Origin of the sequence: Bacillus sp. EU63 (assembly GCF_038592915.1) — a bacterium.
GTDB lineage: Bacteria > Bacillota > Bacilli > Bacillales > Bacillaceae > Bacillus > Bacillus velezensis.
This window is the reverse complement of record NZ_CP151944.1, coordinates 399,564-421,833: the sequence shown is the minus strand read 5'-3', so window position 1 is coordinate 421,833 and position 22,270 is coordinate 399,564. Positions and strand designations below refer to the sequence as shown.

24 protein-coding genes and 1 pseudogene are annotated in these 22,270 nt (G+C 50.4%); 7 read left to right on the top strand and 18 right to left on the bottom strand.

The genetic code is table 11. From position 1 onward, the window contains the following. Positions 1 to 102 precede the first annotated feature (102 nt). The 8 genes from NYE38_RS02115 to NYE38_RS02080 form a co-directional block, all read right to left on the bottom strand. On the bottom strand, positions 103 to 744 hold the full coding sequence (locus NYE38_RS02115; RefSeq protein WP_007609458.1) for a GDSL-type esterase/lipase family protein: 642 nt from the start codon (positions 742 to 744) through the stop codon (positions 103 to 105). Positions 745 to 808: 64 nt separating this feature from the next. Then, a complete protein-coding gene (locus NYE38_RS02110; RefSeq protein ID WP_340801339.1) occupies positions 809 to 1,558 on the bottom strand; it encodes an IclR family transcriptional regulator in 750 nt (249 codons plus the stop codon). Between the two features lie 17 nt (positions 1,559 to 1,575). After that, entirely contained in the window at positions 1,576 to 2,583 is a 1,008-nt protein-coding gene (locus tag NYE38_RS02105; RefSeq protein WP_159354691.1) for a biotin-dependent carboxyltransferase family protein, read from the bottom strand. A 2-nt stretch (positions 2,584 to 2,585) separates the two neighbouring features. Further along, positions 2,586 to 3,317: a 5-oxoprolinase subunit PxpB gene (gene pxpB, locus NYE38_RS02100; protein ID WP_159353786.1), complete on the bottom strand. Its 732-nt coding sequence runs from the start codon at positions 3,315 to 3,317 to the stop codon at positions 2,586 to 2,588. A 30-nt stretch (positions 3,318 to 3,347) separates the two neighbouring features. Beyond that, complete coding sequence (locus NYE38_RS02095) at positions 3,348 to 4,142, bottom strand: putative hydro-lyase (RefSeq protein WP_340801341.1); 795 nt, start codon at positions 4,140 to 4,142, stop codon at positions 3,348 to 3,350. 4 nt (positions 4,143 to 4,146) lie between these two features. Continuing rightward, complete coding sequence (locus tag NYE38_RS02090) at positions 4,147 to 5,361, bottom strand: NRAMP family divalent metal transporter (protein WP_061861856.1); 1,215 nt, start codon at positions 5,359 to 5,361, stop codon at positions 4,147 to 4,149. A 22-nt stretch (positions 5,362 to 5,383) separates the two neighbouring features. Further along, positions 5,384 to 6,148: a 5-oxoprolinase subunit PxpA gene (locus NYE38_RS02085; RefSeq protein ID WP_007609444.1), complete on the bottom strand. Its 765-nt coding sequence runs from the start codon at positions 6,146 to 6,148 to the stop codon at positions 5,384 to 5,386. A gap of 206 nt (positions 6,149 to 6,354) precedes the next feature. After that, a complete protein-coding gene (locus NYE38_RS02080) occupies positions 6,355 to 7,104 on the bottom strand; it encodes a Cof-type HAD-IIB family hydrolase (protein ID WP_095273139.1) in 750 nt (249 codons plus the stop codon). A gap of 137 nt (positions 7,105 to 7,241) precedes the next feature. Here NYE38_RS02080 and NYE38_RS02075 point away from each other — a divergent pair. Continuing rightward, positions 7,242 to 7,400, top strand: a pseudogene (locus NYE38_RS02075) (hypothetical protein); the annotation flags it as partial. A gap of 38 nt (positions 7,401 to 7,438) precedes the next feature. Here NYE38_RS02075 and NYE38_RS02070 read toward each other — a convergent pair. From NYE38_RS02070 to NYE38_RS02050, 5 genes are all read right to left on the bottom strand, one after another. Next, a complete protein-coding gene (locus tag NYE38_RS02070; protein ID WP_003156298.1) occupies positions 7,439 to 7,834 on the bottom strand; it encodes a 3-hydroxyacyl-ACP dehydratase FabZ family protein in 396 nt (131 codons plus the stop codon). A gap of 68 nt (positions 7,835 to 7,902) precedes the next feature. Further along, positions 7,903 to 9,024 (bottom strand): mannitol-1-phosphate 5-dehydrogenase, encoded by a 1,122-nt coding sequence (locus tag NYE38_RS02065; protein ID WP_160216727.1) that lies wholly within the window; start codon positions 9,022 to 9,024, stop codon positions 7,903 to 7,905. A gap of 1 nt (position 9,025) precedes the next feature. Next, positions 9,026 to 9,457, bottom strand: a complete 432-nt coding sequence (locus tag NYE38_RS02060) for a PTS sugar transporter subunit IIA (protein WP_012116817.1) — start codon at positions 9,455 to 9,457, stop codon at positions 9,026 to 9,028. Positions 9,458 to 9,482: 25 nt separating this feature from the next. Then, positions 9,483 to 10,922 (bottom strand): PTS mannitol transporter subunit IICB, encoded by a 1,440-nt coding sequence (locus NYE38_RS02055; protein ID WP_340801344.1) that lies wholly within the window; start codon positions 10,920 to 10,922, stop codon positions 9,483 to 9,485. Between the two features lie 177 nt (positions 10,923 to 11,099). Further along, complete coding sequence (locus NYE38_RS02050) at positions 11,100 to 11,441, bottom strand: hypothetical protein (protein ID WP_007609433.1); 342 nt, start codon at positions 11,439 to 11,441, stop codon at positions 11,100 to 11,102. Positions 11,442 to 11,617: 176 nt separating this feature from the next. On the opposite strand from NYE38_RS02050, the gene NYE38_RS02045 reads away from it, so the two are divergent. From NYE38_RS02045 to NYE38_RS02035, 3 genes are read left to right on the top strand one after another with little or no spacing between them, the layout of a single operon-like run. Beyond that, entirely contained in the window at positions 11,618 to 12,190 is a 573-nt protein-coding gene (locus tag NYE38_RS02045; protein ID WP_017419264.1) for a DeoR family transcriptional regulator, read from the top strand. A 32-nt stretch (positions 12,191 to 12,222) separates the two neighbouring features. Continuing rightward, positions 12,223 to 13,851, top strand: coding sequence for a copper resistance CopC/CopD family protein (locus NYE38_RS02040; protein ID WP_340801347.1), 1,629 nt, complete (start codon positions 12,223 to 12,225; stop codon positions 13,849 to 13,851). A 12-nt stretch (positions 13,852 to 13,863) separates the two neighbouring features. After that, the gene (locus tag NYE38_RS02035; protein WP_007410287.1) at positions 13,864 to 14,475 is read left to right on the top strand and encodes a DUF1775 domain-containing protein; all 612 of its coding nucleotides are present in this window, start codon (positions 13,864 to 13,866) and stop codon (positions 14,473 to 14,475) included. A gap of 45 nt (positions 14,476 to 14,520) precedes the next feature. On the opposite strand, the gene gdh is transcribed toward NYE38_RS02035, so the two are convergent. The 4 genes from gdh to gabT form a co-directional block, all read right to left on the bottom strand. Further along, complete coding sequence (gene gdh / locus NYE38_RS02030) at positions 14,521 to 15,306, bottom strand: glucose 1-dehydrogenase (protein WP_007609424.1); 786 nt, start codon at positions 15,304 to 15,306, stop codon at positions 14,521 to 14,523. Between the two features lie 20 nt (positions 15,307 to 15,326). After that, positions 15,327 to 16,190 carry a RhaT/GlcU family sugar-proton symporter gene (locus NYE38_RS02025; RefSeq protein WP_014416913.1) on the bottom strand — a complete coding sequence of 288 codons (864 nt, stop codon included), beginning with the start codon at positions 16,188 to 16,190 and terminating at the stop codon, positions 15,327 to 15,329. Positions 16,191 to 16,345: 155 nt separating this feature from the next. Continuing rightward, positions 16,346 to 17,734 carry a succinate-semialdehyde dehydrogenase gene (gene gabD / locus NYE38_RS02020; RefSeq protein ID WP_007410282.1) on the bottom strand — a complete coding sequence of 463 codons (1,389 nt, stop codon included), beginning with the start codon at positions 17,732 to 17,734 and terminating at the stop codon, positions 16,346 to 16,348. A 105-nt stretch (positions 17,735 to 17,839) separates the two neighbouring features. After that, positions 17,840 to 19,147 carry a 4-aminobutyrate--2-oxoglutarate transaminase gene (gene gabT, locus NYE38_RS02015; protein ID WP_025649992.1) on the bottom strand — a complete coding sequence of 436 codons (1,308 nt, stop codon included), beginning with the start codon at positions 19,145 to 19,147 and terminating at the stop codon, positions 17,840 to 17,842. 107 nt (positions 19,148 to 19,254) lie between these two features. On the opposite strand from gabT, the gene NYE38_RS02010 reads away from it, so the two are divergent. Beyond that, complete coding sequence (locus NYE38_RS02010; RefSeq protein WP_270354544.1) at positions 19,255 to 20,664, top strand: PLP-dependent aminotransferase family protein; 1,410 nt, start codon at positions 19,255 to 19,257, stop codon at positions 20,662 to 20,664. A 27-nt stretch (positions 20,665 to 20,691) separates the two neighbouring features. Here NYE38_RS02010 and NYE38_RS02005 read toward each other — a convergent pair whose 3' ends face one another. After that, positions 20,692 to 21,006 (bottom strand): helix-turn-helix transcriptional regulator, encoded by a 315-nt coding sequence (locus NYE38_RS02005; RefSeq protein ID WP_025649994.1) that lies wholly within the window; start codon positions 21,004 to 21,006, stop codon positions 20,692 to 20,694. A gap of 141 nt (positions 21,007 to 21,147) precedes the next feature. Here NYE38_RS02005 and NYE38_RS02000 point away from each other — a divergent pair, with 141 nt between their 5' ends. Continuing rightward, a complete protein-coding gene (locus NYE38_RS02000; protein WP_014416909.1) occupies positions 21,148 to 21,435 on the top strand; it encodes a putative quinol monooxygenase in 288 nt (95 codons plus the stop codon). Positions 21,436 to 21,451: 16 nt separating this feature from the next. Beyond that, positions 21,452 to 22,198 carry an oxygen-insensitive NADPH nitroreductase gene (gene nfsA, locus NYE38_RS01995; RefSeq protein WP_014416908.1) on the top strand — a complete coding sequence of 249 codons (747 nt, stop codon included), beginning with the start codon at positions 21,452 to 21,454 and terminating at the stop codon, positions 22,196 to 22,198. Positions 22,199 to 22,270: the final 72 nt, after the last annotated feature.

The window sequence follows — 22,270 nt, the reverse complement described above, 5'->3', positions numbered from 1 at the left end:
TATTCTAGCGTATTTTTTGCGCGGATAGAACGAAAGTCGGACAATTTTAAGTTTGTTTTAAGGAGCACGAAAAGCGCGCTCCCGATGAAAAGGAGCGCGCGGTTATGAGCGGGCAAGGCTTCCGTATCCGAGCCCCCGCAGGACGCATGCCATGACTTCATACCCCTTGCTGTTGGGGTGTACGCGGTCATGAGAGAGATATTCATTCATTTTTCCTTTGAAAGCGCTGTGGACGTCGGCAATTTTGACGTGCGGCGCCGATGCGAGTGTGCTGAGATGCGCATTATAAGAGGATATCCATTTTTCTGCAATGGAGATGCCCGGGAAAGGATTGTATAAATTGAAGACGCGGATCTCATAAGGAGACGGGTGCGGCCCTTTTAAGGCAGCGATCTTGGCAATCATCTTTTCAAAGTTCTCATGGCAGTGACTGGACACGCTGGTGAACACCGAAGCGTCCGATGTTTGCTGATATGCCTGAACCGAATCGATCAAATCGTTGCCGCAGCCTGTAATCGTAATCATATCAGCAGCCTGAATCCGCCTCTGAATGTACGGCAAGGACATAAGCCCGAGAATTTCTCCCGTCTCAAGGCCTGATTTGGCAAAGATGGATACGTCGGTTCTTGTCTGTAAATCTTCTGCCATCATACGCCCGAACCGCTGGACAAAACCGGCGGAAAACGGCCCGGATCCCCTCCCCGTCGTCAAAGAATCCCCCAGCGCCGTATAAACAAGTCCCATTTACTTTCCTCCACTCGTTACTATCGATATTGTAATGTACGCGCGTGAAGAAAAATTGGCTCGGTCAATAACCCAATTTCTCAGAAATATGCTGTGCGGCGGTTTTGACCTTTTCGGTTAAATACGGCAGCCTATCCTCTGAAAAACGGGCTTCGAAGCCGGCGATGCTGATTCCGGCAGCCACCTTACCTTCGTGATTGAAAATCGGCGCCCCGATCGCCGCCGTGTAATCTTCTAATTCCGAATAGCTGATCGTATAACCTGATTGTAAGGATCTTTCAATGGATTGAAGCAGTTCAGCCCGATCCGTCATCGTGCCTGAGGCGATTGCGGCAAGCTTTGTCTTCTGAATGTATGTGTCAATCTCCTCTTTTGGCAGAAACGATAGAATGCTTCTGGCGCACGCTCCCGCGTACAGCGGCGACCGGCGGCCGATGGCCGTATACAGGCGGACGGTTTGAGTGCCTTCAATTTTTTCGACGTAAATGGCTTCATCTCCGTCCCTCATGATCAGCTGAACGGCCTCATCCACTTCGCTGCACAGCTCTTCCATAATCGGTTTGGCTATTTTCCTGATGTCCAGACGTTCAGAGACGAGCTGGCCGAATTGTAAAAAGATCAGACCAAGCTGATAACGGCCGTCCGCCGCCCGGGTGAGAAACCCCGTTTCCTCCAGTGAGCTTGCCATCCGGTGAACCGAGGTCTTCGGCATTTCCGATAGAGAAACCAGCTCATTTAAGCTCAGACTCGGTTCAGTCAGAAACAAATGAAGCAGTTCCATTGATTTGATGACGGTTTTGTTTTTGTTTTCCATGGTCTTTAGCCCCTTTGTCAGATCAGCCATTCCATTTTGAGCCTTGCTTTCAGCTCCTTCAGCTGCTGTTCCTTCTCCAAAAGCAGCATTTCCGCTTCCTCCAGCGAAACGGCCCGGAACGTAATATGTTCCCCCGGCATCGTTTGGGAGACGAGAGGAAGATCGGCGGATATGATATGCGCCATCCGCGGATAGCCCCCCGTCGTCTGTCTGTCAGCCAGCAGAATAATCGGATTGCCGTCCGGCGGCACCTGCACCGTTCCGAACGTCACGGCCTCAGATACCATCTCCAGCGGCTCCCGCAATTCAAGCGGAGCGCCCTTCAGCCGGTAGCCCATTCGGTCGGATTGAGGCGTGACCGTATATGACTCTTGATAAAAACGCAATTTTGCTTCTTCTGTAAAAGCGTGAAATTGAGCGCCTTCAAGCACTCGTATGACCGGATTTTTTTTCAGCGGCAGAAATCCCCTGCTGCTGACAGACCAATCAGGCGCTGAGAAACCATGCTGTCCGAAAGAATCGCTCAGACGGTACGCGATTGATTCCGAACATGGCGTCATACGGCCGAGCGGCAGCTCATCATCTTTTTGGAGCGCTCTTCCGCAAAAGCCCCCGATCCCCGCTCTGACATACGTGCTTTTGCTTTCCATGACGGCGGGCACGTCAAATCCCCCCGCGACGGCGAGATAAGCGCGGCTCCCCATCTTGCACGGCCCGAACGAGACGACGCTGTTTTCCTTTATCAAAACCGGTTTCCACAGAGGGGCGGGCTCCCCATTAATATGAAGGGCGAAATCAGCTCCCGTGACGGCAATAACCGCAGGTTCTGAAAATTCAAAGGAAGGCCCGGGCCCCATAAGCGTAATTTCCAGCCCCGCCTCTTTTTCTTGATTTCCGGCAAGAAGATTGGCGATGCGCAGAGAGATCGTATCCATTGCGCCGCTTCCCAGTACACCGTATTTCTGATACCCCGTCCGCCCCGTGTCCTGAACCGTCGTCAAGAGACCGGGTTTTACCACTTTCATACTCATTCGGCTCCCTCCTTGATGCGGCTGTACTCCTCTGCCGTGATCCGGACGAATTTCACCGTATCGCCCGCTTTCAAAAGACTCGGCGGATGTTCTTCCGGCCTGAAAAGCCGGAGCGGGGTGCTGCCGATCAGCTGCCAGCCGCCGGGAGTGGATATCGGATACACACCGGTCTGCATTCCCGCGATTCCTACTGAACCGGCCGGGATGGACGGCCTTGGCGACGCCTTTCTCGGCGCTCTGATCCGCTCAGACATTCCTCCTAAAAACGGAAATCCCGGCGCAAATCCGAGCATATAAACGAGATATTCGCCTTCAGTATGAATGCGGATGACGTCTTCCGGGGTCAGATCGTTCATCTCAGCGACCTCTTCTAAATCGGGACCGAAATCACCGCCGTAGCAAACGGGGATTTCCATCACCCGGCGCTCTTCCTGGCGGTCGGTCATTATATGACTGAGACGTTCTGTCACTTCTTTCTTGACCAGGGCAAAAGGAGAGACGCCTTTTTTTATGTTTGAGACGGCATACATATCATAAAAGATCGTTAAGCTTGTGAATGCCGGAATACATTCAACGAAGCCCGGAAACGGCCGTTCTTCCATACAGGCTGCCGCCGCATGCACCCGGCTGTTGACCTCTTCGCTGATGTGCCCGCCAAAGCGGATGATAACGGCGGAATCACCGTACGGCTGTATATCAAGCGCTGTATTTCCGCTATACTGCATCATTGTCATCACCTCGTTGTATTCTTTCTCACTTTACAGGACAGCAAGCGATTCATTTCGTATATCGGTGATCAGCATGTGCCCCGGTGAATGTGTTATTACGATGTCAGGCTTTGCTTCCATGATCACCGCCTGGGGTGTAACGCCGCAAGCCCAGAATACGGGAACTTCACCTTCCCGCACCGTTACGGCATCTCCGAAATCCGGCTGATGCAAATCGCTGATGCCGATGCTTTGCGGATTTCCGATGCGGACGGGGGCGCCGTGCACGGCGGGAAAACGTGACGTGACCTGCGCCGCGCGGACTGCAAGCCTTTCCGGAATCGGTCTCATGCTGACGACCATCTTTCCCGAAAACGGGCCGGCGGGAACACAGTCAATGTCTGTTTTATACATGGGGACATTCAAACCCTCATCGATGTGCCTGATTGGAATTTGCTGATTGATAAGGGCTTGCTCGAATGAAAAACTGCAGCCGATCAAAAACCCGACATCATCATCCTTCCAATACGGCGTAATATCCGTTACCTCTTCAGTAAGCACGCCATGCCGATAAATCCTGTATTTCGGCAAGTCCGTCCGGATATCAGCTCCCGGCGCCGCTATTGCCGGAACGGGTGAACCCGCATCCGTCACGTCAAGCACCGGACAAGGCTTTTGATTGCGCTGGCAGAATAAGAGAAAATCAAAGGCAAGATCCTTTTGCAAAACGACGAGATTGGCTTGTGCGTAAGAAGCGGCCACCCCCGCCGTCGGCCCGGTCATCTGCCCCTTCCTGATCAGCTGTCTGATTTCTTCGGGGCTCATGTCTCTCATATGTTTTTTCATATCATCAGCTCCATAGCTGCGGCATCTGCGTGAATAATGTATAGATACCCATAACCGCCATGACAACCACTACGATCGCCCCTGCAATCGTGAGCCAGATCGGATGCTTGTAATCGCCGACGATTTTTTTCTTATAAGCGCCCAACAGAATCATCGCTAATGCAAGCGGCAGAATTAAGCCGTTAAGCGAACCGACCGCGACCAAAATTTTAGCAGGCTGGCCGATCGTGACAAAAATAAGAGTGGATACGATGATAAAACCGATAATTACGCCATGTGAGTGCTTTTCGATTTTTGTTGAAAACGATTTGAAGAATGACACCGATGTATAGGCGGCGCCGATGACAGACGTGATAGCGGCAGACCACATGATGACGCCGAAAATTTTATAGCCTACATTTCCCGCCGCAAGCCGGAATACAGAAGCCGCAGGATTATCAGGATCAATGCTCAGGCCCTTTGAGACGACGCCGAGCACGGCGAGAAACAGGGCAATCCGCATAATCGATGTAATCAGAACGCCTGTGATGGAGCTTTTCGTGACCTGAGGAATGACTTCTTTCCCTTGGATGCCTGAATCAAGCAAACGGTGGCCGCCGGCAAATGTAATGTACCCGCCGACCGTGCCGCCGACAAGCGTCACGATCGCCAGCACACTGATATGATCAGGCATAAAAGTTTTCACAACGGCGTGTCCGACCGGCGGAGCCGTCGTTACGGCAACATACACCGTCAATACGATCATGACGATTCCGGCGATCTGCATAAAACGGTCCATGACTTTTCCGGCTTCCTTTATGACAAAAATCAGCACCGCGACCGCTGCGCTGATTAAAGCGCCGATCTCCGGTTTGATCCCGAATAATACTTGAAGACCGAGACCCGCGCCGCCGATGTTTCCGATATTAAATGCAAGTCCGCCGAGCACGACCAGAAAAGCAATGGCATAACCGGCGCCCGGAAGCACCATATTGGCAATCTCTTGGCCGCGCTTTCCGGAAACCGCGATAATCCGCCATACATTGGTTTGCGCGAAAATGTCCAAAATAATAGAAATTAAAATGATAAAGCCGAAGCTTGCCGCCAATGTATTGGTAAACGTGGCCGTTTGCGTCAGAAAGCCGGGCCCGATTGATGATGTCGCCATCAAAAATGTCGCGCCTAAAAGAAGCGACCATTTGCCGGAAGCCTTTCCGGCTGTTTTTTTCTTTTGCTCCATGCTGTCTTCCTCCCTCTGCTGCTCAGTCTTTTGCAAGCGCGCTGATTTGAATGTCTGCCGCTTTTAATTCTTTTTTGATTGTTTTTGCGAATGTGAGGGCGTGGGCTCCGTCTCCGTGAATGCAGACCGTGTCCGCTTTCAGGCTTACAGCTTGTCCCTTACGTGATGTCACCGTGCTGTCTTTCACCATTTGAATCACTTGACCGACCGCTTTTTTGTCATCCTGAATCAGCGCATCCGGCTCTGAACGCGGCGTCAGCGTGCCGTCTTCCTGATAGGTGCGGTCCGCAAACACTTCGCTTGCCGTCCTCAGTCCGATTCGATCTCCCGCTTTAATCAGCTCGCTTCCGGAAAGCCCGAAAAGAATAAGCCCGGGATCAAAATGACAGACCGCCTGAGCGATGGCTTCTGACAGGCCGGGATTGACGGCGGCCATATTATATAAAGCGCCGTGCGGCTTCACATGCTGCATTTCGACACCTTCTGCTTTTAAAAACCCTGACAGCGCGCCGATTTGGTACAGCGTCAGATCATACGCTTCCTCGGGTGTAATCGCGATCTGCCGCCGCCCGAATCCCTGCAGATCGAACAGCCCGGGATGAGCGCCGATTTTCACGCCTTTTTCCGCCGCAAGCGCAACCGTTTTGCGCATCACGCTGGGATCACCCGCATGAAAGCCGCAGGCGATGTTTGCAGATGTCACATAGTCCAAAATCTCTTCATCCAGCCCGATTTTATAAGCACCGAAACTCTCTCCTAAATCACAATTGATGTCAATCTGAAACATAAGATCCCTCCTGTATTGTAAACGTTTTATATTATTATCATTCCGCTATTCGGAATGACTATTCCGAATTGTTGGATTTCTCTTCATTATATTTAATTCTGACAGGTTTGAACATCCTTTTGTCAGAAAACCTACCATGGACCTAGTCACAAATCTGACAAAACAAAAAAGAGAGAGTCTCATACCGAGACTCTCTCTTTTTTCTATTATAACACCCAGTGGCGGATCGCTTTGGCGACCCCGTTTTCCGTGTTGACATCAGTCACCCAGTCAGCTGTTTCTTTCACAATGTCCTGCGCATTCCCCATGGCGACGCCGACACCCGCTTTTTCAATCATGGCAATGTCATTCAGACTGTCACCCATGGCCATCACATTTTCCATCGTGAAGCCGAGTTTTTCCGATACCTTCGCAAGCGCAGCCGCTTTGTTGATACCGAGGGCATTGACTTCGATGTTGATCGGACTTGAGTTTGTGATCTCGAGCTCCTTGTATTCTTTGAGCTCTTTCAGCACCTCATTCCGCACTTCGTCATCCTCGATTTCGAATCCGAACTTAAGCCACTTATGATCCGTAATCGTTTCCGGGAATTCCCCTCTCCACACTCTATCGACGGTAGAGGCCCAGAAATTCGTGTTGTGCTTATTCCTCAGATCCCATAATTTTTGAATATGATCGGTATGAAGAAGCTTGCGCTCAACCAGCTCAAAGTTGGAATCCCAGATTTCGCTGCCGTTTGCCGTGATTAAAAAGGATGACAGCTCGAGAGACTCAGCCAGTTCGCGGCAGGTCATCAGCGTGCGTCCTGTGCTGATGACGACGTGAATTCCTTTCGCCTCCGCTTCCTTGATCGCCCGCCGGTTTTCCTCCGGGATGAGCTGCTCGTCATTGAGCAGAGTTCCGTCCATATCAATCGCGATCAGTTTAATATCTGCGTCTTCTCTTTGTATCGGCATATATGTACCTCACTTTTTATAATGTAGTCGTCTCTATTTTAATACATATGACCCGCAGGAACAAAAAACCGCTTCCTGCGTTTGGCGGGGAGAACGTTGAGGAAAAGAAATATTGAGGTGATGGAGGATGAAAGAAAGAAAGAAAACAAAAGAACAAACCGAATGAAAATCCTGAACATCATGATTTAACCGATCCGATTCCGCTGGAAGAGCTGAAAGAAAACGCCAATGACGAAAAACACAAACATGACCAAAGGGACAATTCACAAAGTGAAAGAGATTATGATACAAAATAACAGACTTGTCCGAAAGCCGCCGCTGGAGGCGGCTTTTTTTACGATGGCTGGATAAATATGCTGAGCTCAGCTTCCGCCACAGGCTTCCCGGCAACGGACGCTTTCGCCCGGCCGAACACAAAACCGCGCCTGATTCGCGTGACCTCAAAAAAAAGATCCAGACGGTCTCCCGGCAAAGCGGCACCTAACCTTTCCGCTTTCTTCACCGCGGATAAAAGACCGAGGCCGTCACCGCCGGTAATTCCCGCGCAAGCCGCCGTTTGGGCCATTGCTTCAACGACGAGCGAAAATGGCATCTCTCTTTGGGATTCAGTTATAAACCAGTCATTTTCACTGATGTTTTTGTAAGCAGCCGCCCATTTTCCGGCTTCACTGTTCGTCGTGCCGTCAATCAAAAGAAACGGAAAACGATGGGGCAATAGCTTCTGATTCATCACGCAGCCTCCCTTCCCTCTCATTATAACGTAAGAAAAAACCCGCGTCCCCCGACGCGGGTTCATTTTTATTGATTGAGCTTTTTGAGCACGATGCCGTGCAGCGGCTCATGCGGCTGAATACCGCAAATGTCTTGAAGAACGCCGCTCGTGCCTTTTTCCGCGATAAGCTTTTGCAGCTCAACCGCTTCCGGATCATCCTGATAGTCAAAGCGCAGGGCGGCGGCGATGCCTTCTGCCAGCGCGTTCGGTTCTTTTATTTTTTTGGCCGGCCCTACTAATCTGTCATTCGCTCCGAGTTTTCTAAGCGGTGATCTGGCGACTCTTGTCACATCATCCGTGATGTATTCATTTTCAAAGCGGCCGATGATTTTCTTCATGTACTGCTCGTGTTCGGCTTGCTTAAAGCCGTACGCTTTCACCAAGTACTCGCCCGTTTCTGAAAGTGCATCGTACACGACACGCCGGATTTCCGGATGGCCGATGGCCTCTTTGACGGTTTTTAATCCGCGCTGATAGCCGACGTACGCCGTAACGGCATGGCCGGTATTGACGGTAAACAGCTTTCTCTCGATGAAAGGCGTAAGATCATCCGTAAACAACGCACCTTCCAGTACCGGCTGGCCGCCGGCAAAGCCGGTTCTGTCTATGACCCATTCAAAAAACGGTTCTACGGATACTTTCAGCGGATCTTCATGGTGCTGAATCGGCACAATCCGATCCACCGCAGAATCCGGGAAGCCGACCGTCCGGTTCACGAGTTCCCGCTCCGCTTCCGTCAAATGTCCGAAAACTTCTTTTTTCAGAAAACTGCTGCCGCCGATCATATTTTCACAGGCAATGATATTGAGAGGCTCAGAGGACGTTCTGCGCTTCAGCCCTTCCGCGATGGACGGGGCGATGAGTCTGAGAACGTTCGGGCCCACCGCCGTCGTAATGATCGCTGCTTCATTGATCAGCCCGTACAGCTCTTGTTCTTGCACCGCGCTGTTGATGGCTGAAACGGGGCCGATGATTTCGGTCTGCCGGCCGCCGTCGGCAAGCTCCACGGTATATTCCTTCTTTTCATTGAGAAGGCTGACCATCGTTTCATTCACATCAGCGAAAACTACGTCATAGCCGGAATGATGGAGCAGGGCGCCGATAAAGCCCCGCCCGATGTTTCCCGCTCCGAAATGAAGGGCAATCATGTCAGTTCACCTCGCTGAAAATAGCGGCCAGTTCTTCTTCCGTCTTTGCACTGATCAGCCGTTCGATGTTTTCTTCCTCTGAGCAGATGATGGCGATGTTTGACAGGATGTCTAAGTGTTCATTGTTTTTTCCGGCGATACCGAAAACGACCTTTGCCGTATTGCCTTCACCGTATTCCACACCGTCCGGAATCTGGATGACGGAAATACCTGAATGAAGCACCTCATCCTTTGCATCTTCCGTGCCGTGCGGGATCGCGATGAAATTCCCCATAAACGTGGATGATGTTTCTTCACGTTCGAACATTTTTTCCACATAGCCGTTCTTCACGTAGCCGTTATCAATCAATGTCTGTCCCGCGAGGCGGATGGCATCCTCTTTTGAGTTCACCGTCTGGTTCAGTTTGATGTTCGCTTTAGCCAATACTTCCATGATGAAAATCCCTCTTTCTGTTTGATTAGTTTTTAAGCTTTTCAATCAGTTCATCGTATTTCGGGCTGTTCAAGAAATTATCAACCGAAATGTGCACCGCCTGCGGCAGCTTCGCTTTCGCGCGGTCAGTCAGGTCCTTATGCGTAATGACGATATCCGCGTCATTCGGCAGATTATTGATCGACGTATTTGTCACATCAATATCCAGGTCTGCTTTTTTCACTTTGTTTCTTAAAATGGAGGCGCCCATTGCGCTCGATCCCATACCCGCGTCACACGCGAAGATAATGCGGCTGACTTGGTCGGCGGAAATATCAGCGGCGCTGTTTTCCGGCTCTTCCTCTTTGTCCGCCAATGCGGCCGCCGCTTCACTTTTCCTGCCTTTCATTTCCTGCATTTTTTCCGCCGCGGCTGTCAAATCTTCTTCGCCCGCTTTAGACGATTTCAGAATAAGCGCCGAGACGATAAACGATACGGCCGCGGCAACGCTGACGCCCGTCAGCACGCCGAGGTAGCTTCCTTTCGGCGTCAGCGCTAAAATGGCGATGATGCTTCCCGGAGATGATGCGGCGACAAGACCCGCGTTAAAGATCGAGAATGTAAGCAGTCCGCTCGCTCCCCCGGCGATCGCCGCGAGGATCAGCATCGGTTTCATTAAAATGTAAGGGAAATAGATTTCATGAATCCCCCCGAAGAAATGAATGATCGCCGCTCCCGGAGCCGTCGATCTTGAAGAGCCTTTCCCAAAGAACATATATGCCAGTAAAATACCGAGTCCCGGCCCGGGGTTTGCTTCCACTAAGAACAGAATGGATTTACCCGCTTTGGCGGCCTGCTCGATTCCGATCGGACTTAAAATGCCGTGGTTGATCGCGTTATTCAGGAACAGGACTTTCGCCGGTTCTACGAAAACGCTTGCAATCGGCAGCAAATTCGCGTGGACAATGACTTCCACACCCGCCGCCAGCAATTTGTTAAGAGACAGGACAACCGGGCCGATCGCATAAAACGCGATAATCGTCAGCACAGCTCCGATAATTCCCGCCGTGAAGTTGTTGATCAGCATTTCAAAACCCTGTCTGACTTTATCTTTAAACACACGGTCTAATTGTTTAATGAGATAACCGCCCAAAGGCCCCATAATCACTGCCCCTAAGAACATCGGAATGTCCGCTCCGACAATGACTCCGATGGCGGCCGTCGCTCCGACGACTCCCCCGCGGTGATCGTAAATCATTTTTCCGCCCGTATATGCGATTAAAAGCGGCAGTAGATACGTAATCATCGGGCTTACCAATGTATTCAGCTGCGGATTCGGAAACCATCCCGCAGGAATAAACAGCGCGGTGATAATTCCCCATGCGATAAATGCGCCGATATTCGGCATGATCATACCGCTTAAATAACTGCCGAACCGCTGTATCTTCACTTTCATGCCAGCTTGCTGTTCTTGCTGCATGTTCATTCCCTCCCTGTTTGCTTGCCTTCAGATGAAAATAAATAAGACACGGGGTTTCTCTCTCTCCCCTGTGTCTTCATCATAAAACGCTTACAATCCCCATTCAATGAAAAGTAAAGAGGAGTTTGGCACAGAGACTGTGACAACTCCTTAACAAAAAAAAGACACCTCATCAAAGGTGTCTTACCGCTTTCTGTATATAATGTGTCCTTTTGTGACGACGAGTTTGGCAATGAGCCGCTCACTGACAATAAACACCGGATACGCACATACGAGCGCGAAAATGGCGGCCGGCACATACCGCGCTGCCGGAAACATCGGCATGACGGCGGTTCTGGCCATCTGCACAAGATAAATCAAAAGCACCGTAATCGCAATGGCCACAGCCATAATCGGAGCTGATACTTTATATTCACGCAATTTCACATGGCAATGCCCGCACTGAAACTGGCACGGGATCATGGATGATCTGACCATGTCGCCTGTAATCGGCTTGCCGCAGTTCGGGCAGGTCGTTTCTTTCATGTTTATTCCTCCATTCAACTCTTCTATTATAACAGAGTCTGACTACGTCTTTTACATTTGTGATTGTTCAACATTTTTTCACATATTTTATCATCAGGCTCTTGTGTGCATTTGTGAAAACATCTACTCTTAGAGGGAGGTTCATCACTCATTCGCATAAAAAGGAGGATGAAGAATTGCTTCCGATTCACAGACAGCAAACCTTGCTTGAATGGCTGAAAGAAGAGGGCGCGCTGAAAATCTCTGACATAAGCGAGAGATTCGGCGTCTCCGAGATGACCGTGTACAGAGACGTCAATCAGCTGGCGGATGCAAACCGGATTATCCGGACACCCGGCGGCATTACGCTCCCTCCCGCTTCAGAACGAAGCGCCAATCAATGCGGCTATTGCCTGCGGCCGATTCAGCATTCGTATTCTGTTCAGCTTATTACCGTTTCACAAACCGTTGAGCAGATGTGCTGCATTCATTGCGCGATTTTGCGGTATGAGGATAAAAAGGAAGAAGCGTCCCACGTCATTTGTAAGGATTTTCTTCTTCAGACGACGCTGACGGCAGCTTCCGCATACTTTTTAGTCCATGCCGATATTGACCTTCACTGCTGCCGGCCTCAGGCGATTCCCTTCTCAACGCTTGATTACGCAGAACGGTTTCAAAAAGGATTCGGCGGGGTCATTTGCACCTTTGACGAGGCGGCGGACATCATCTTACACGACAGGCAGAAGGGATGCACCTGCAGCAAGACATAACAACAACCAACCGGAAGGCGGTGTCATCATCCATGAGACAGAACAAACGCTGGCTCATCTTTTTGCTGTTCCTTGTTTTGATTCCGAAAACAAGCTTCGCCCACGCCTACATCACAAACTCAAATCCGGGTGAGAACAGCGAATTAAAACAAGCGCCGAAGCAGATTGAAATTGAGTTTAATGAACAGATTGAAGAAGGCTTCCACTCCATTAAGGTCTATAATTCATCCGGTGAACGGGTTGACGCGGGCAAAACGGTGATTCAAAAAAATAATGCCCGCATCATGACCGCGGCATTAAAAAAAAATCTGCCGCATGATATTTACAGAGCGGAATGGAACGCGGTATCGGCCGACGGACATCCGGTATCCGGCGTCATCCCTTTCAGTATCGGAAAAGCCGGCGGAGAACTTCAGGAGCAGACATCATCGCAAGCGGCGCTTCATCCTGAAGCGGCCATCGACCGCGGTATTTTGTACACCGCTCTCTCCCTGTTTATCGGCACGGCTTTTTTCCATCTGTTTTGGTACAGAAATAATAAAGATTCATCAAAAGCAAAACGAACTGTAAAGCTGCTCGTGATTTCTTTGTGTTTAACGGGGCTCGCGCTTATCTGCCAGCTCCCGATCCAGACGAAAGAAAACGCGGGCGGCGCTTGGAGCGCCGCGTTTCAGCCGGACTATGTAAAAGAAACGCTTCTGAAAACGGCAGGCGGGTACGTCTGGATGATCCAGATCAGCTTATTTATCCTGCTCGCCCTGTCCATGATCCCGCTGCTGAAGAAGAAAGCATTCCGGTCATTTGCGTACTGGACGGCGCCGCTGTTGTTCTGCTTCGCTTCGCTTTTGGCAAAAGCATTCGCCGGGCACGCGGCGGTTATCGACGAAAAAGCGGTCGGCATCGCAATGGACTTTCTCCATTTATCGGCCGCGTCTGTATGGATGGGCGGTATCGCCGCGCTTGTGCTGCTTCTTTCATCAGAGTGGAGAAAACCCGATAAAACCATCGCTTGGGAAACGGTCAGACGGTTTTCTCCTTGGGCGTTCGCCTCTGTCGGCGTGCTGTTATTTTCAGGTGTACTGAACGGATTTTTCATTATCCGCACGTTTGATTCACTCTTTCACACCGCTTACGGTAAGACGCTCCTTTTGAAAATCGGACTGTTTGTCATCATGCTTGCGCTCGGCGCCGTTCACGTATGGATGACGAAGTTCAGCAGAAAAAGGAGCATCAGCGCAACGATAAAGGCCGAATGGGCACTAGGCATCGCGGTATTATTCACAACCGCCGTCTTCACAAGCCTGCCCAGCCCGCCGCCGCCTGCGCCATTGCCTTTTAACGGCTCAGAAACGATCGGAAACGGGGAGACCCTATCCTTGCACATTACGCCGAACCAGCCGGGTAAAAATGAATTTCAAGTCATTGTCACCGATCATAACGGCAGCTTGGTAAAAGACATTCAGCAATTTACGGTCACTGTTTACCAGACGGGCTTCAGCGGCAAACAGCATGAAAGCACCTTTGATTTGAAGAAGACGAAGGAAGGCACATTTGAAGCCGCCAACCTATCCATCACCGAAAAGGGAAACTGGAAGATCAAAGTCCACGGGCTGACAAACGATTTTAATGAAATCAACCAAATATTCTCAACGACAAACTAAGGAGTGTATCTCATGTTGAAAAAAAAGGCTTTATTATTCATATCCGCCGTGACCCTGTCACTCGTCGGTTTTACGGCGACAGCAAGCGCCCACGTCTCAGTCAAACCCGCGGAATCCGCGGCCGGTTCTTGGGAAACGTACACGATGAAAGTGCCTGTGGAAAAGAATGAGCCGACAACGAAAGTCGTGCTGAAAATGCCCGCAGGCGTTGAATTTCAGCAGTATCAGCCGATTCCGGGCTGGAAAACATCCGTATCCAAACATGATGACAAAGCGGTCTCCGTCACTTGGGAAGCAAAGGACGGCGGCATTCAGCCCGGCCAATTCCAGCAGTTCACGTTCGTTGCGAAAAATCCTGAAAAGAGCGGAGATGCCGCTTGGGACGCTTACCAATATTACAAAGACGGCAGCATTGTAGAATGGACGGGTGATGAGAAAGCCGACACGCCTCACTCAATTACGAAAATCACGAAATCGGCCAGCGTGACGGATGCGCACGGAGCTGAACAGTCAAACGAAGAAAGCAAATCCGGCGTATCAGCGCTTGATATTGCGGCCATCGTTCTGTCAGCTGCGGCGATTATCCTTTCCATCGCGGCGCTTGTAAAGAAAAAACGCGCGTAAGCAAAAAGCGATCCGGCTCTAAAGAGCCTGCGATCGCTTTTTTTCTTATCCGCGTCCTGCCTGGAATGACGGATATTTTGTCATTCCGCCGTCAGCAAACAGCGTAATGCCGGTTACGTAGCTTGATTCCTTTGAAGCAAGCCAGACGGCGACAGCCGCGATTTCTTCCGGCTCACCGATATATCCCATCGGAATCATGCTTTCCACATCCTTTCTCTGAACGGGATCCGCAAATTTTTCCGCGTTGATCGGCGTATTGATGGCGCCCGGTCCGATATTGTTAACACGGATGCGCTTCGGCGCGTACTCAAGCGCCAGCGTTTCCGTCATCAATTTGATGCCGCCTTTACTCGCCGCGTAGTGAACAAACAGCGGCCATGGAATCATTTCATGTACGCTTGACATGTTAATGACGTTTCCTTGAATATCATTCTCTACGTAATATTTAATGGCTTCGCGGCTTCCTAAGAAAGCGCCGGTCAGATTGGTATTGATGACTTTGTTCCAGTCTTTGAGCGGCATTTCATGCGACTGAACCGGATTTTCCATGCCGGCGTTATTGATCATGACATCCAATGTGCCAAATTCCTTCACTGCGGTCTGCACGATGTTTTTGACATCTTCTTCTTTTGTGACGTCTCCTTGAACGATGACCGCTTCGCCTCCCGCTTTTTGAATCTCTTCTTTAACGGTTTGAGCGTCTTTTTCATTACTATAGTAGTTAACCACGACTTTCGCCTGCTCCTGTCCGAAGCGGATCGCCATCGCTTTTCCTAATCCTGATGAAGCTCCCGTAATGGCAACGACTTTTCCTTTTAAATCCGTGTACATGTTCAAACCTCCTGCATTTGTTATGAATTTGATTTCGCAACGCCTAAGAATACCGCGGCCACAATGATCAGGATAATCCCGATGGCAATGGCGACCAGCTGACGCTTCGTTTTGCTCTCACGGAGAATGAAGATTCCGCCGAGCGTGCTGATGACGATCCCCATTTGAGAAAGGGAAAAACTTGTCGCAACTCCGACGCGCGGCTGTGAGATGAACAGAAACATATTCCCGAGCGCCCAGATGATTCCCGGCAGAATGTTCTTGAGGGCGTACTTATTAAACGGTTTATGCTTGTACGTCAGGAGTAGTCCCCCGATGACCATCCCGATCGCCTGCGGCAGAAGCGCTGACCATCCGGATACGCCGAACAGCCGGGCCACAACGACATAGACCAAATAACCGAGCGTGGAGATCAGCAGGATGACAATGCCTTTTTTTAAGTTTCCCGGTTCTCCGTCCGCCCGCCCCTTTTTATCTTCTAAAGATGTGAGCACAATCCCGACGATGATAAAAATAAGGGCGAGAATACCCAGCGTAATCGCGATCGGGGTTGACCATTCTTTGAATACGATCACACCGAACAAAGAAGTCGAGACGAGCTGCATTCCCGTTGATATCGGCATCGTTTTTGAAACGCCCATCAGCTGTATGCTTTTAAGCTGATTGCTTTGGCCGAGCGACCAAAACAGCCCCGAGATGATGCCGACAATAAAAATGCGCCCAGACAGCACCGGGTGGACAAACAGATACAGCACAAACGAAACGATGAGCGCCCCGATTGTCGTTCCCAGCGTCTGGCTGTAAGGCCCGCCGCCTAATTTGACGTTAAATAACACGATGCTCCCCCAAAATAAAGCCGGGAGAAGAGCCAGTAATATATCCATGATGGCGACCTTCTTTCAATCGTATTTGCTGTTATTTTGTCTGGAATCGAACCGATTATTCCCGCAAGATCAAAAAAGCCTGCCGGCGATATTCACCGGCAGACTGCTCAATAAAAAACAGCCCCGCTTAGAAGCGGGGCTTTCTTTTCGGCTCATTAAAGTCCGATAGACATGTATTTGGTTTCCAGGTACGGTTCAATGCCTTCCGTACCGCCTTCACGGCCGATGCCGCTTTCTTTCATTCCTCCGAACGGCGCTTGAACCGCGGACGGACCGCCGTCATTCCAGCCGATGATGCCGTATTCAAGCTGTTCAGAAATATAGATGCCGCGGCGGTAGTTTTCTGTGAAGAAATAAGCCGCAAGCCCGAACGGCGTATCGTTCGCAAGCTTGATCGCTTCATCAATATCTGAGAACGTAACGATCGGCGCAACCGGGCCGAATGTTTCTTCATGCATGATGTTCATGGATGTATCTACGTTTGACAGCACGGTCGGCGTCACGAAATAGCATCCTTTTTCATCGTTTTGGTCATACGTTCCGCCCGTCAGCACTTTTGCGCCTTTTTCCACGGCGTCATTAATTTGGCCGACGATTTTATCGAAGCCTTTTTTGTTGATGACAGGGCCGACGTTTACGCCTTTTTCAAGACCGTTTCCGACTTTGAGTTTCGCAGCTTCTTCACTCAGTTTTTTCGCAAACTCGTCTTTTACGGATTCGTGTACGATCAGCCGGTTCGCACAGACGCAGGTTTGGCCGGCATTTCTGAATTTAGAGGCCATTGTTTGGGCTACCGCCAGATCAAGATCAGCGTCTTCATCCACGATCAGCGGCGCATGTCCGCCAAGCTCCATTGACATATGTTTTACGGTGTCGGCGCTGTTTTTCATCAGGATTTTGCCGACAGGCGTTGAGCCGGTAAAAGTAATTTTACGGATTTTCGGGCTGCTGGTGAAGACGTTTCCGATTTCGGCTCCGTCACCGATCACCACTTGCAGCACGTCCTTCGGAATTCCCGCTTCATATGCGAGACGCGCAAGGGCGTAAGCGGAAAGCGGCGTATCCTCCGCCGGTTTGATGATGAACGTACAGCCTGCCGCCAAAGCGGGCGCGGCTTTTCTTGTAATCATCGCATTCGGGAAATTCCACGGCGTGATCGCGGCTACCGGGCCGACCGCCTGACGGGTGACGACAATCCGTTTGCCCGTTGTCGGCGCAGGTACGGTTCTGCCGTAAATCCGTTTTGCTTCTTCGGCGAACCATTCAATATAACCGGCGCCGTATAAAACTTCTCCGACCGCTTCTTCATACGGTTTGCCGTTTTCTTTCGTAATTAATTCCGCAAGTTCTTCTTTATTTTCAACAATCAGCTCATACCATTTTCTCAAAAGTGAGGCACGTTCTCCCGCTGATGTTTTGGACCATGATTGAAACGCTTGATGTGAACGTTCAATCGCTTTTTCAACATCTTCGGCCGTCTGCTGGGGGATGCTTTCGATCGCCTCTCCCGTTGCCGGGTTGTACACTGTTAATTGTTCTGGCATATTGAACATTCCTTTCTCTGCTATAGTAAAGCCATTGAATGCTTGTTGATGTATCTCACACTTTCATGATAGCAGACACATCCGGCGGCATTCCAATAATTGAACTCACAGAGCTGCTTCGATAATGGAAAGGCCTTCTTTGAGCTGCTCATCCGTCACGACAAGCGGCGTCAGGAATCTGATAATGTTGCCGTTAATGCCGGCCGTCAGCAGCAGCAGTCCGTTCTCGTTCGCCGTTTTAGCGATCGCCGCGGCTTTTGCTTTGTCCGGTTCCCGCGTGTGCGGATCTTTGACAATTTCGATGGCCGCCATCGCGCCGAGTCTGCGCACTTCTCCGATGCAGGCATGCTCTTTTTTCCACTCGAGCGCTTGATGCTCGATGATCCGGCCGATCTCTTCGGAACGCTGATTCAGCCCTTCTTCTTCAATAATATCCAAGACCGCGAGCGCAGCCGCACAGCCGAGCGGGCTTCCCGCATATGTGCCACCGAGTTCCCCCGGCGCGGCGGCATCAAGCATTTCCGCCCGGCCGATGACGCCGCTCAGCGGCAATCCGGCCGCAAGTGATTTGGATACGGTGATCAAATCCGGAACGGCTTCGAAATGTTCAATCGCAAAATACGTTCCCGTTCTGGCAAAACCGGTCTGAATCTCATCCGCTACAAAAACGATACCGTGTTTTTTACAAAAAGCGGCGACGTGCTGCACGAAACGTTTTGAAGGAATGATGAAGCCGCCTTCTCCCTGAACCGGCTCCATTACGACACAGGCGACGGTTTCCGGTGCAACTGCGGCGATAAAGAAATCCTCAAAAGCGCTGATGATAAAGTCGTCATACTGCTCGTCGCTCATGCCGGCCGGCTTTTGATAATAGTAAGGAAACGGCGCCTGATACACCTCTGAGGCAAACGGGCCGAAACCGAATTTATAAGGCTTCACCTTGCTCGTCATGCTCATCGTCATGTTCGTGCGGCCGTGGAACCCTCTTGTAAATGACACGACAGCCTGGCGCTTCGTATATTTTCTGGCGATTTTCACGGCGTTTTCCACCGCTTCCGCCCCCGAATTGAGAAAAATCGCTTTTTTCGCATGATCTCCCGGCGCAATGCCGCAAAGTTTTTCGGCCAGCTCAATATAAGACGGATACATCATGACGTTAAATCCCGGGTGAATCAGATCCTCCGCCTGTTTCTTCACGGCCTCCACCACTTTCGGATGGGAATGGCCGACATTCAGCGTTCCGATCGCTCCGGCAAAATCAATGAATCGTCTGCCGTCCAAATCGTACAAAAGCGCCCCTTCCCCTTTTACCGCCATGCTGCGGTTTCCGTTGCCGACCCCCTTGGAAACGAATTGATCCCGTTTTTGCTGCCACTGGGCTGTTGTCACTTCCGATGATGCTGTTCGACTCATAGATTCCATCCCCCTGCATTGTTTTCTTATCATTCTGACTTCTTTTTGGTATGATGAAAAGTACCAAAATCAATTTTTCCATGGTATCAGAAAGGAGCAGGGTCTGGATGCTGACGATTTCCATTGACCATTCGGAAACGGCGGATTATATCTATCAGCAGATCTATCAGCACATAAAAGCGGCCGTTTTGAAACGCAGCCTGATGCCTCATACAAAGGTGCCGTCTAAACGGGAGCTTGCCGAGACGCTGAAGGTCAGCGTGAATTCAGTGAATTCAGCTTATCAGCAGCTGCTTTCGGAAGGTTATTTATATGCAGTCGAAAGAAAAGGCTTTTTCGTGGAGGAAATTGATACGGTTTATCATGAAGAAGCGCCTTCGCTTCTATTGCCTGATGATTTGAAAGAGCGGGAGACGGATAAGAGCGGCTGGATTTCGTTTTCTCATATGAGCGTGGATACGGCGCATTTTCCCCTGAAAAGCTGGTTCCGCTGTGAGCATAAAGCAGCCGCCCGTTCATTTTATACACTCGGAGACCTCGTCCATCCGCAAGGCTTATATGAAGTCCGTGAAACCATTTCGCGGCTTATTTCCCTGACAAGGGGCGTTACATGCCGCCCGGAACAAATCGTGCTCGGGGCGGGCACGCAAATGCTGATGCAGCTGCTGACGGAACTGCTGCCAAAAGACGCGCTGTACGCCATGGAGAACCCGGGATATATGAGGATGTATCGGCTGCTGCAAAACCTCGGGAAAAAGGTTGCGACGATCTGCCTTGATGAAAAAGGCATGTCCATGGCCGAAATCGAAAAACGCCGGCCCTGTGTATTGATCACCACGCCTTCCCATCAATTCCCCTCAGGCGTGATCATGCCCGCTTCCCGGCGGATTCAGCTTTTAAACTGGGCCGCCGAACAGAACGGCCGCTTCATCATTGAAGATGATTATGACAGTGAATTTAAATATGACGCCGATACGATACCGGCGCTTCAAAGCCTTGACCGGTTTCAAAATGTCATCTACATGGGGACCTTTTCAAAATCCCTTTTCCCAGGTCTGCGCATCAGCTATATGGTTCTGCCGCCCGGGCTTTTGCGGACGTTCAAAGAGAGAACGTATGACCTGCATACGTGCAGCACGCTTGCCCAGCTCGCGCTGAAAGAATTTATCGACTCAGGTGAATATCAGAAACATATTAAAAAGATGAAGCAGCATTATAAGAACATGCGGGAACGCCTCATTTCGGCTTTGGAAGAAACATTCGGAGAAAGAATCAGTGTAAAGGGCGCCAATGCGGGGCTTCATTTTGTCACTGAGTTTGACTGCGCCCGTTCAGAAAAAGTGATATTGGCACGGGCGGATGCAGAACAGCTCGATCTGTTTGCGATGAGCCGGTTCCGTCTGAAAACGGGAGGCGATTCAAATAAGCCGCAGCTCATTCTGGGGTTCGCCCGCCTGAAGGAGAGCGATATTCAAGAAGGCGTCCTCAGGCTTTACCGGGCGGTTTTCGGCGCATAAAAAAACCCCCGGAATTCGGGGACTTATTTACCAGCGGTCCTGTTCTGTCTGCAAAATCGCCTCCAGCAGGCCGGGAAACGCCGCTTGTAAATCATCTTTGCGCAGGGAATAATAACGGTGCTTCCCGTCTATGCGCACTTGGGCGATCCCCGCTTCCCGCAGCACTTTGAAGTGATGGGACAGCGTTGATTTAGCGACCCGGACATCAGCGCAGGTTCCGCACGTTTTTTCTGTTGTTTCCGCCAATTGTTTGACCAGCTCTAAGCGGAGCGGATCACTCAGAGCATGAAGAACCTTTGTCAGCTGTAAGCGGTCGGTTTCAGGATGGTTTGGAATGTTCATAAGTCAAATGTAACACATAAAAGCGGCGGGTGACAATTTAGGCGGTGAGGGTTTTTCCTTTACCATTCACTGCGAAACATGTTACAGTTAGTTCGATAATATTCGAACTATAACAAATAAACCCAATCAGGAGGAATAACAATGATCGTCTTACAGGCTTACATGAAAGTAAAAGCGGATAAACGCGAGGAATTTTTAGGAGAAGCGCAATCACTTGTTCAGCATTCACGCGCGGAAGAAGGAAATGTGCAATACGACCTTTTCGAAAAAGTCGGTGAGGAAAATACATTCGTCATGCTTGAGCAATGGAAAGATGAAGAAGCGATGAAATTCCACAACGCAACTGACCATTTCCAAGGATTCGTGGCAAAAGCAAAAGAACTGCTGAGTGCGCCGCTTGACGTCGTCCGCACAGAACTGTCAGAGTAACGAAAGGATGAATGACATGAACGAAGTCCTTCAATTATTAACAGACCACCGTTCCATCCGCAGCTACACAGATGAACCCGTATCGGATGAACAGCTGGACCTTATCATCCAAGCCGCTCAAGCAGCGCCGACTTCCATTAACGGCCAGCAATTTACCGTTATAGCGGTGAAAGATAAGGAACGGAAGAAAAAAATATCCGAATTGGCGGGCGGCCAGCCGTGGATTGACCAAGCGCCGGTTTTCCTTTTATTCTGCGCTGATTTTAACCGCGCCAAAATTGCGCTTGAAGAATATAATGATACACCGCTTGAGATCACGAACGGTTTAGAGTCCGTACTTGTCGGAGCCGTAGATGTCGGGATTGCGCTGGGTACGGCAACGGCTGCAGCTGAATCAATGGGACTCGGCACTGTGCCGATCGGCGCCGTGCGCGGCAAGCCGGACGAACTCATTGAATTGCTGAAACTTCCGAAATACGTTTTCCCGGTTTCCGGTCTCGTCATCGGCCATCCGGCAGACCGCTCCGCGAAAAAACCGCGTCTGCCGCAAGCAGCCGTTCTGCATCATGAAACGTATCAAGAAGAAGATGTAAGAACACATATCGAGGCCTATGACAAGCAGATGTCCGAATACATGAAAAAACGCACCGACGGACAGGAAACGAGAAACTGGTCACAAGGCATCACCTCCTACTATAAGCAGCTTTATTATCCTCACATTCGTGAAATGCTTGAAAAACAAGGATTTAAGACGGATAAATAAGCGGATCAGCCTGCCGGAACACTCCGGCAGGTTTTTTCTATTTCTCAAACAAAAGCGTTGACACTATGTAAA